Source organism: uncultured Methanobrevibacter sp. (assembly GCF_900316895.1).
GTDB lineage: Archaea > Methanobacteriota > Methanobacteria > Methanobacteriales > Methanobacteriaceae > Methanocatella.
On sequence record NZ_ONER01000088.1, the window covers coordinates 1 to 7,450 of the forward strand.

5 protein-coding genes, 5 tRNA genes and 3 pseudogenes are annotated in these 7,450 nt (G+C 37.3%); 3 read left to right on the forward strand and 10 right to left on the reverse strand.

Annotated elements, in window-relative coordinates:
• The 3 genes and pseudogenes from QZN27_RS08420 to QZN27_RS08430 all read right to left on the reverse strand — a co-directional run.
• Positions 1-663 (reverse strand): annotated as a pseudogene (locus QZN27_RS08420) (Ig-like domain-containing protein); the annotation flags it as partial.
• A gap of 194 nt (positions 664-857) precedes the next feature.
• Positions 858-1,641, reverse strand: a pseudogene (gene fhcD, locus QZN27_RS08425) (formylmethanofuran--tetrahydromethanopterin N-formyltransferase).
• Between the two features lie 211 nt (positions 1,642-1,852).
• The gene (locus tag QZN27_RS08430) at positions 1,853-2,905 is read right to left on the reverse strand and encodes a UPF0104 family protein (protein ID WP_296786364.1); all 1,053 of its coding nucleotides are present in this window, start codon (positions 2,903-2,905) and stop codon (positions 1,853-1,855) included.
• Between the two features lie 123 nt (positions 2,906-3,028).
• Here QZN27_RS08430 and QZN27_RS08435 point away from each other — a divergent pair, with 123 nt between their 5' ends.
• Positions 3,029-4,405, forward strand: a complete 1,377-nt coding sequence (locus tag QZN27_RS08435; protein WP_296786367.1) for a TrkH family potassium uptake protein — start codon at positions 3,029-3,031, stop codon at positions 4,403-4,405.
• Positions 4,406-4,459: 54 nt separating this feature from the next.
• Entirely contained in the window at positions 4,460-5,113 is a 654-nt protein-coding gene (locus tag QZN27_RS08440) for a TrkA family potassium uptake protein (RefSeq protein ID WP_296786370.1), read from the forward strand.
• Here QZN27_RS08440 and QZN27_RS08445 read toward each other — a convergent pair.
• The 7 genes from QZN27_RS08445 to QZN27_RS08475 all read right to left on the reverse strand — a co-directional run bounded on the left by QZN27_RS08445 (position 5,099) and on the right by QZN27_RS08475 (position 6,897).
• A complete protein-coding gene (locus QZN27_RS08445; protein ID WP_296786372.1) occupies positions 5,099-5,707 on the reverse strand; it encodes an MBL fold metallo-hydrolase in 609 nt (202 codons plus the stop codon). The genes QZN27_RS08440 and QZN27_RS08445 overlap by 15 nt on opposite strands.
• Before the next feature lie 59 nt (positions 5,708-5,766).
• A tRNA-Trp gene (locus QZN27_RS08450) sits at positions 5,767-5,915 on the reverse strand.
• Between the two features lie 51 nt (positions 5,916-5,966).
• Entirely contained in the window at positions 5,967-6,377 is a 411-nt protein-coding gene (gene hjc / locus QZN27_RS08455) for a Holliday junction resolvase Hjc (RefSeq protein WP_292602123.1), read from the reverse strand.
• A gap of 93 nt (positions 6,378-6,470) precedes the next feature.
• Positions 6,471-6,546, reverse strand: a tRNA-His gene (locus tag QZN27_RS08460).
• Positions 6,547-6,582: 36 nt separating this feature from the next.
• A tRNA-Leu gene (locus tag QZN27_RS08465) sits at positions 6,583-6,665 on the reverse strand.
• A gap of 56 nt (positions 6,666-6,721) precedes the next feature.
• Positions 6,722-6,796 (reverse strand) — tRNA-Glu (locus QZN27_RS08470).
• Positions 6,797-6,823: 27 nt separating this feature from the next.
• A tRNA-Ile gene (locus tag QZN27_RS08475) sits at positions 6,824-6,897 on the reverse strand.
• Positions 6,898-6,985: 88 nt separating this feature from the next.
• Here QZN27_RS08475 and QZN27_RS08480 point away from each other — a divergent pair.
• A pseudogene (locus QZN27_RS08480) lies at positions 6,986-7,450 on the forward strand (radical SAM protein); the annotation flags it as partial.

The following is a 7,450-nucleotide window of genomic DNA, read 5'->3' on the forward strand; positions in this document are numbered from 1 at the left end:
TTTCTTCAATTTTGCAACACCCTTGGAATCGGTAGTTGCCCAGTAGGTCCTATATTTATTGTTTTTATAAACTTTAAATGCCACCTTAACCCCTTCAACAGGTTTTTTAGTGACTTTATTTATGACCTTTGCCTTGAAATAAAATCCTGATTCAAAATAAGTCTTAAAATCTTTAGTCTGAATGGACAATGATGCCTTGTTCACTTTAACTACGGCGTTTGCACTACTTGCAGCATATGCATCATCACCTGCAAAACTGATTTTTGCCTTGTAGGTGCCAGGATTTAAATTAAGCTTTAAAACCACCTTGCCCAAATTATCTGTAATCTCATCATAATTTTTATTGTCTAAGGAAATGACAACCTTCTTGTTTGCAAGGGGATTATTGTTGGAGTCCTTTAAATAAGCAACAAAATTAGATTTTTCCTTATAATATGTCTTTACATCTTTGGCTTCTATTGTAGTTTCCTGAAAATTCTGTATATTATCATTACTATCACTTTCAATTTCCTCCGTTATCGGAGTTTCAGAAACATTTTGTGAAGATATTTCATCATTCAGTGAAATGTCATCCGTAATATTTTCATTGGCCGAAACTACACCAACAGTTAGAAATATCAAAAGCAATAATAGAATTATTGAATAAGTTCTGTTCACCAACATATACATTACCAAATATTATTTTTATTTAAATATTATTTTAATTTTGCTAAAATTTTTTGATTTGATGAAAAACCTATAATTTTAACCGTTTAAATATCAGACAGGTAATTTAAAAAAAAATAGTAAAACCAAAGCGATGGCTTATATTAAACAATAATATCGAAAAAAGAGAAAAGAAGAGAGTTTAACTCTCTCTAGAATAATTCTTGTAAGTGGATTTGGTAAGGACCTAAGCTTCCACCGTAGTTACCAGCACCGATTTCAATAACACCAGGTACTTGACAAGCAGCTTCAATACCTGCTTTCATAGCAGCTTTGACGGATTCTTCATCTACACCGGAAAGAGTATTTGGAACCAGTTTTAGAACCGGAAGCAACCATACCACCAGAGAAAGGAGTGATTACACCAGGAACAGCGTGAATAGCATCAACAGCAGCTTCAGCAGCAACGATGGAAGTCATTTGACTGTCACCCATAATGAAGAAGTTTCCACCAGCTACTCCGTCTTTGCATCCCATTTCGTCTTCCACTAAGAATTCACCAGACATGATAGGGATAACGTGCATTTTCTTACCGTCTACTTCTTTTTCAGTTTCATATCCGTCACCGAAGAATTTGAGTTGTTTTCCGGTTGGGAAGGATTCTTCACTTTCTAAAGCATTGAATGCTGCTGCAGTAGGAGCGGTTAAAACACATTGACCGATTCTGTCCATGATTTGTCCGCCTAAAGCTTTTTTGGACATGTGGCAAATCATGATTGCATAACCTGGTCTTCCATCTGGAGTTTCAGTTGGAGGGATATATTGGTCAATACCTGCTTCTGCAGGACATCCGATAACTGAAGTAGCAAATCCGGTAGCTTCAGTAGCTGCAATTTTAGCTAAATGTTTAGTAGCTGCAGTAATAATCAATCTAGATACTTTAATTCCAAAACCTTCAGCAAAGGTATCTTGTATTTCTACGCCATTAATTTCCATATTTTCACCAAAATTTTTTTAAAATTTAATTTTTTGTGATAAATAAATTTATGATAATATATTAAAATAAAGTTTTCTATTTTTGCTTGAACGCTGAATTTTCATGCCAAAAAAATTATTATTGAACAGCATTATTTTCATCATCCGGATGCTTTGGCCAAAAGCTAAAGCATTCATTTAGATTATATCCCAAATTAAAAAAAAAAGCTTTTTAATCCTCATCTTCAACGGATTCTTCAATTTCATCTGAGGAACCGAATGAGATTTTATCAAGAACTGATGAACCGTAATAAGGCAAAATAACCATACCGATAATGGTGGTCATCCAAAATGAAATCAGCCTCTCGATTACAGTGGCGGCAGCGCTGATTGAAGCAGTGATTCCTGCGGCTGAGTAGAATATGATCATTATTCCGTCGACTGCTCCGAGACCTCCCGGAAGGAGAGGAATCATACCTGCCAGACAAGCTAGAATAAATACTTCACCGATTACTACAGGATTGACGGAAGCTCCAAATGCGAGGAACACGAAATAAACCCTTAAAATCTCAAAAATCCAAATTACAAAAGATAACGGCAAGGCATAATATAGGACCTTCTTATTTGAAATGACCATTTTCATGGTGTCCTGAAAACCACTTATGACTCCGTGAATCTTTTCTTCGAGTTCATCTGAGTTTTTCTTATAGAATCTCCTAACCAACCCGATAATCCAGCCGTCAACCCTTGCGCCAAAGCGGGGGTTGATGGACATGTAAATAATCAAAAGCAAAACAATGACAATGACAATCACGGCCACAACCATTAAAACAAGCAGCCATAAGTCAAAATTGAATGTCAGGGTCATACCGATGATTGTTAAAACTGCAAGTACAACAAAAGGAAAAGTGTCTAATGCTCTGTCTGCAACAACTGTTGCAAATGTTTCTTCCATAGGATAATTCTTTTCACGGGACAGGATATATGCCCTTACAGGTTCTCCCCCTCCACGACCTGAAGGAGTAATGTTGTTAACTGCAAGACCTACCAAGACCATTGGAAGCAGATTTTTTATGCCAGCATCAATGCCTGCCACACCATTTAATATTTTCCAACGTAAAGTGTATAGATAATAAGTGAAAACCTGCATGGCTATGGCAATAGCAACATATTCCAATTTAGCAACCTTTAAAGCGGATATTACCTGATCTATACCTACAAAATAAAGCATAACCGCCAATATTACTAAACTCACTCCCAAAAAGAATACAGTTTTTTTATCCATATCACATATAATTTTTTTCTTTAATTACTTATAAATTTATATAGAAATTTGTTCAAAATTTAATTAATGAAATATATTACAAAAACTGACCTTCGGATTGTTGCGAAAAATTCTGGATATTTAATGATAGGAATAGGCATAATGTGCTTGATTCCATTAATATTCGATTTAATTTATTTTGAATTTGACATTCTCAGTTTTGTCATTCCAGGATTGATTTCAATACTATTGGGCGTTTTTGCTTTAAAATATTTCGATGAAAAAGTCAACAAAAAGATGCGTTTCAAGCATGGTATGATTATATCGGCGTTCGCATGGCTATGGGCATGCCTTATTGGAGGCTTTGTTTTTACATTATCAACCCACATTCCAATCATCGACGGTGTTTTTGAAAGCATGTCTGCCTTGACAGGTACCGGAATCACCATGTTCATGGATGTGGAAATATTACCTCACAGCATACTATTTTTTAGAGCTTTTGAACAATGGGTTGGAGGATTGGGAGTGGTCGTTATGGTCATTGCCGTTTTAACAAAACCGGGTTCTGTTTCATCAAAACTATATCACTCAGAAGCTCGTGAAGACCGTATCAAACCAAGTATCAAAGCGACAATGGAAAAAACCATTGAAATCTATGCGATTTATACAGCTGCAGGAATCATAATGTATCTGCTCGCCGGAATGCCCCTTTTTGATTCTGTCTGCAATACGTTCCACATGGTTTCGACAGGGGGAATGAGCATTAAAAACGCAAATATGGGATTTTATCAAAATGATGTAATCTACCTGATTTCAATCGTCCTGATGATTTTAGGGGCTACAAGCTTTTTGGCACATTACAAGGTTATAAAAACAAAAGGAAAATCCTTATTTGGAGATTTGCAATTCCAGATAATCATATCAGTGATTGCAATTGTTACATTAATGCTTTATTTTGTCTCAAATATCGTTCCAATCGACCTGCTGTTTACGGTCGTGTCTGCAATGACAACAACCGGAGCAAGCGTAGCGTCACCTACCACAATGGCAGGATGGCCATCATTTGTTATAATATGTCTGATGTGCCTGATGCTGACTGGAGGATCCAACGGTTCAACAGTAGGTGCAATCAAGCTTGTGCGTATGATTACCTACTTTAAGGGAATATACCGCCACATCAGGGAAATCCTATCTCCAGATGGAAGAGTGGTACCAATCAAACTACACGGACACACCATTCCTGAAAAAGCGATTGCACAGGCAGGAAGCTACATAACACTTTACATGATGTTCATAATGTTTACATGGGCACTGTTCTGCTTATTCGGATATGACCCATTTAAAAGCCTGTTTGCAGCAATGTCCCTTCAGGGAAACAACGGTCTGGAGCTTGGAATAATCAATTATACATTAGACCCTGTGCTTAAATTAGTCAGCATATTTGACATGTGGACCGGAAGGCTTGAAATATACCCAGTATTGATTACATTAAGGGCCGGTTTTGAAATTTTTAAAAGATAATATTTATATTGTAAAAATACATATATTGATTATAAATTGTTAAGAGGCGATATTTTGTATGCGATAATTATGGGAGGAGGTCGTGTAGGACTTGCCCTTGCGAATTTATTAATTGATACCGGAGCAGACATCACTTTAATCGAAAGTGACGAGACATTATGCAATGAAATTGCAGGAGAACTCGATGCATTGGTCATTCATGGAAACGGAACCAGTTCCAAACTACTTGAGGAAACCAATATTGAAGATGCCGATTTCTTCATTGCAACAACCGGAAATGATGAAGCGAACCTTTTATCATGTATTTTAGTCAGAAAATACGATGTTGAAACTATTGTTGCACGTGTAAGTAACCCTGATCACGAAGAAGCATTTAAAGAAGTGGGAATCGATAAGGTAATCAGCCCGGAAATCAGTGCTGCAAGAGACCTTGCGCAATTTGTTATGAACCCGAGGGCATCAAAAATTACAACCCTTGGAGAAGGTAACGCTGAAATTGTCGAAATGACAATAACTAATGATAAGGTCATCGGAAAACGCTTCAAAGAAGTGTCACCAACAAAAGACTACATCATTATTGCCGCTTATCAAAATGGAAAACTAATTATCCCTCAACCTGAAAATGTGATTAACCCTGGGGAAAAAGTTTCCATTCTTGTTAAAAGAGGAACTATGAAAAAAGTTTCCAAAGACTTAGAGAAGAAGTGAATAAGACATTTTAATATGCTCTTTTCCATTATTCTCAACAATCGGACCATGACCGGGATAGATGTTTTTAACATCTAATTCCATTAATTTTTTAACGCTGTTTTTCATATCCTGATAATCTCCGCCGATATCGGTTCTGCCAACACCACCGCCGGCAAATATGGTATCACCTGAGATTAAGTTTTCACCATCCCAAAGACAGATCCCGCCACCGGTATGGCCTGGAGTGTGGATTACTTCGAAACCTTCGATTTTATCACCATCCTCCAATTCGATATCGACCCTTGAATTGCCTTCATTTTCAAAAGCAGACAATGAGGTTCCCAAGGTATCCTTATTTTTCATTGAAGCAGCATCCACTTTATGAACCGCAATTTTAGCGTCAGGGAAGAAATGATTACCTCCTATATGGTCAAAATGGCAATGGGTATTTACAATCAATTCAATATCCTCCGGATCAACACCATTTTCACGAAGTTTGGAGAATAGATAATCCTTGTTGTGACCAGCGCCGGTATCAACCAAAATTTTATCGTTGATCAAAAAACAATTTGAATCATAATTAAAACCAATAATAAAAACAATAGAACTCATGAAAGATAATATAATCAAGAAAGTAATTAAAAGTTTTGAAAAAAAGATTTGTATAAAAATGGGGTCATAGGGATTTGAACCCCAATCCGGGGATGTCTCTTGCCTCAGTACTCCAATTGTTCATCACAACAGGTACTGTTCAGTTACGCGTATATTTTCTTCAAAGACAACTGGAGTCCCCGATGCTGCCAGGTTACACCATAACCCCACATAACATACAGTAATAAATTTTACTTTAATAATATATAAATATTTGCAATTATTCGAATTTCATTTGCTTATCGATGCCAGCTATTTCATCAATTTCAAAGCCTTTTTCAAGCGCATAATCTTTTTCAACACGATAATTTCCGCTTTTTGTTCTAGGAGTATTTTGAGGTTCTAAAAATAGCCATTTAGTATATTTAAACCTGACTCCGATATACGGCTTTGCACCGAATATTTTTGAAAACTCACAAAGCGAAGTAATTTGCTCCTCTTCAATATAGATTTTTTCCTTGGTAGTCGTTTTAACTTCAATAGCCAAATAAATCTTGCCATTTCCAGCTAAAACATCAGGCAAAGGTCTTTTAGTTGCACCACCAGAAGCTGGGGCTCTCATTGCAGCAAAATTCCTTTCCCATAATTTATGTACCAAATCCCTTTCTTCAGCAGACCCTTTTTTTGCCATAGTAACACTCAATTAATAATCTAAATTTAACCCTATATAAACTAAATGAGAGAGCATTTGAAAAGTAATATCGAAAAAAATAGTTTTTATAAATGGGGCCGGAGCCGAGATTCGAACCCGAGTCCCGGGATCCACAGTCCCGGAGGATGACCGCCTACCCTACCCCGGCATTTATGATAAATTAAATAAAAAAAATTGTTAAAAGTGCGGGAGCAGGGATTTGAACCCTGGTAGACCTGCGTCAACAGGTCCTAAGCCTGTCCCCTTTGGCCTCTCGGGCACCCCCGCTTATAAAAAGTAAGGATACATAGAAACCATTAAAAATCTTAACAAATTTTTTTGAATGCTCCGGCCGGGATTCGAACCCGAGTCTTCGGCTCGAAAGGCCGAAATGATTGGCCGGACTACACCACCGGAGCAAATACACATATGAAATTTTTGTAACATGGGCCCAATGGGGTTCGAACCCATGACCTTCCGGTTATGAGCCGGACGCTCTACCTGGCTAAGCTATGGGCCCAAAAGCGCCATCGACAGGGAAAAATCAAAGTACAATCTAAATATTAATTCCAACCAGTATATAAACTTTAAGGACAATATATACTACCATGGATTCTAACATGTTTGACCTAATCAAAAAAGCTAATGAAAGCACTTTAAAAAATCACGGTGATTTAATCACTCTTGAACGAGCGGTGTTCCTTTCATGGTGGTGCGATAAGGGAGACTGTGCATTTTGCTACATGTCCACCCAAAAGGATAAAATAAAAGATCCGAAAAAAGCAAGGCGAAATGTTTCAAACATCTATGCGGAGGCTGAAATGTGCAAACGTCTTGACTGGAACATTGAATTTTTATCCGGAGGGTACGAATCATTCACAACTCAGGAAATCAAAGAGATTGCAACCACAATCAAGGACATTACCGGAGACGGAGTCTGGTTAAATACCGGAATCACAGACGATTTGGCCGAGTTCGGCTCAGAAATCAAAGGAATAACAGGTGCTGTGGAAGTAGCCAATCCCTCAATTCACAACAGGGTCTGCCCATCAAAAAAGTTAGAAGACATAAGC

Excerpts from the sequence above, each read along its gene's own strand:
- QZN27_RS08435 (WP_296786367.1), top strand. The coding sequence starts at position 3,029 with ATGATAGGAATAGGCATAATGTGCTTGATTCCATTAATATTCGATTTA.
- QZN27_RS08430 (WP_296786364.1), bottom strand. The coding sequence starts at position 2,905 with ATGGATAAAAAAACTGTATTCTTTTTGGGAGTGAGTTTAGTAATATTG.
- hjc (WP_292602123.1), bottom strand. The coding sequence starts at position 6,377 with ATGGCAAAAAAAGGGTCTGCTGAAGAAAGGGATTTGGTACATAAATTA.
- QZN27_RS08445 (WP_296786372.1), bottom strand. The coding sequence starts at position 5,707 with ATGAGTTCTATTGTTTTTATTATTGGTTTTAATTATGATTCAAATTGT.